The organism is Rhizobium sp. SG570, from assembly GCF_012275345.1.
Taxonomy (GTDB): Bacteria; Pseudomonadota; Alphaproteobacteria; order Rhizobiales; family Rhizobiaceae; genus Rhizobium; species Rhizobium lusitanum.
On sequence record NZ_JAAZQI010000052.1, the window covers coordinates 1 to 2,373 of the forward strand.

2 protein-coding genes are annotated in these 2,373 nt (G+C 59.8%); both read right to left on the reverse strand.

What is annotated here, in order from left to right:
* Positions 1 to 242: 242 nt before the first annotated feature.
* A complete protein-coding gene (locus FHT28_RS35800; protein ID WP_168598919.1) occupies positions 243 to 1,286 on the reverse strand; it encodes an IS110 family transposase in 1,044 nt (347 codons plus the stop codon).
* Between the two features lie 88 nt (positions 1,287 to 1,374).
* A partial coding sequence (locus tag FHT28_RS35805) for an IS3 family transposase (RefSeq protein ID WP_246705063.1) occupies positions 1,375 to 2,373 on the reverse strand: 999 nt, incomplete at its 5' end.

Here is a 2,373-nt window from a genome sequence, read left to right on the forward strand (position 1 = left end):
GCGCGGACTTCCGGTGAAAATTTGTTTGTTGTCTTGCTCATATCGGCTCCACTTTCTCAGAAGTTGGAGCCTCCGGCAAACCCGGCGCGGTTCAAGCTGAATCAAGTTTACGCGCTTGAGCGCATTGGGGGCAGTAGCTTCACTCGTTTCGGGATTTCGTCCCATGGTTCATCGCCTGTTATTGCACCTTGCCCTCTGCCAGCCCTGCGCCGGTCAGATCATTTTGGCGGTCACTGCGTCCATCAGACAGCGGCCGCGGTAATCGCCAGTGGAGCGGCACGCCGATAAGTCCCGCCCTGGTTCAGAAGCGCCCAGATAATCCGAGCCGTCTTGTTGGCCTGCGCGACCGCTGCAACCTTGAAGGGCCTCCTGGCGAGAATCGCCTTCAACCACGGCCGCGTCCGAGCGTCGTTTCGGGCAACCCTCAAGACGGCGGTTGCCCCGACGACGAGGAGAGCGCGGAGGTCCGGATTTCCCATCTTCGATATTCGGCCCAGTCGCTCCTTGCCTCCGCTTGAATGAGACCGCGGTGTCAATCCGAGCCAGGCGGCAAAGTGGCGAGCTGACTTGAATCCGCCGGGATCCGGCACAAGCGCCTTGATGGTCGCCGCGGTAATAGCGCCCACGCCAGGAATCGTGGTCAACCGGCGCATGTCCTCGTCGCGTTTGGCCTCCATGACAATTGCGCGCTCAAGCCTATCGATCTGGTCGGCTGAAGTTTCGATCACATCGGCAATAGCCATCAGAGCGAAGCGTGCTGCTGCGGGTAGGCGAGCATCGGTCTCATCCCGCACGATCGAAACCAGCGCCTCAACCTTTGCCAGGCCGGCGGTGGCGATGATGCCTAATTCGGCCAGATGCGCGCGCAGGGCGTTGACCGCCTGCGTTCGCTGCCGCACCAGAAGAGCGCGGGTCTTCAGCACCATTGCGGCAGCCTGCTGCTCGGCCGTCTTGATCGGGACGAAGCGCATGGTCTTTCGGATTACCGCTTCGCTGATGGCCTCCGCGTCCGCCGCATCCGTTTTACCTCGCTTGACGAAGGGTTTCACATAAGCTGGCGGAATCAGTCTGACGTCATGGCCGAGAGCCGTTATCGCGCGCGCCCAATAGAGGGCGCTACCGCATGCTTCCATACCCACCAGGCATGGTGGCAGCTTTTCGAAGAAGCGCATAACTTCGCTGCGCCGCAGCTTCCGGTTGAATACTGGCGAGCCATCCGCATCCGCGCCGTGAACCTGGAAAACGTGCTTGGCCAGATCCAATCCAATGGTGATAACCTGTTTCACGGAACGGTCCCTCCTTTGTGGCGTTCGAACAACGACCACGTTCTAGCACGTTGATGCTGTGGAGCGGGCCGTTCCACCACATCAAGTTTTATCCAGTTTTGAGTTCGCTCCAGCGGTTTTGTGTTGCTGTATTCGGGGCGGTAGCGGCGGGTTGCGGTGCGGAGCCATTCCGGCTGCGCAGCACCGCATCGCGTCGCGGGTTGATGGTCTGAGCGAACTCGGCCGGTGTCTGCCAGCCGAGGCCAGAATGCGGTCGATGATTGTTGTAATCGCTGCGCCAATTTGAAAGCGCTGATCGAGCATGGGACAGTGAGGAGAAGAGCGTTTCATTCAGGAACTCGTCTCGCAACCGTCCATTGAAGCTTTCGATGAAGGCGTTCTGGATCGATTTGCCCGGTGCGATGTAGTGCCATTCCACCTTGGTCCGATCCGTCCATTGCAGGATCGCGTTGCTGGTGAACTCACTGCCATTGTCGCTGACGATCATCTTTGGCTTGCCTCGTCCCTCGACAATCCGGTCCAACTCCCGGGCAACCCGCAGGCCAGAAAGGGATGTATCGGCAACGAGGCCCAGGCACTCCCTGGTGCAGTCGTCGACAACCGTGAGCACCCGGAACCTGCGACCATCGGTGAGCTGATCCGACACGAAGTCCAGTGACCAGCGATCATTGGCGGCAAGCGGGATCAACATCGGTGCTCGTGTGCCGATCGCTCGTTTCCGACCGCCGCGCTTGCGCACGGTCAGCTTCTCTTCCCGATAAAGCCGGAAGAGCCGCTTGTGGTTCACAAGGTGACCCTCACGCCTGAGCAGTACATGAAGGCGTCGATATCCGAAACGGCGGCGTTCATGCGCCAGCGCCTTCATCCGCTCGCGAAGGTCATGGTCATCGCTGCGCCTGGTTTCGTAACGGATCGTCATTCGGCAAAAGCCAATGGTTTTACACGCCCGCCGTTCGCTCATCCGGTGGCGATCCATCAAATGAGCGACAGCCTTCCGCCTTGCTGCGGGCGTCACCACTAATGGGATGGTCCGCCTCGTCCACCTGCTGCATGATACAGGTGGCCAAACCGAAGGAGGTTGCAATGC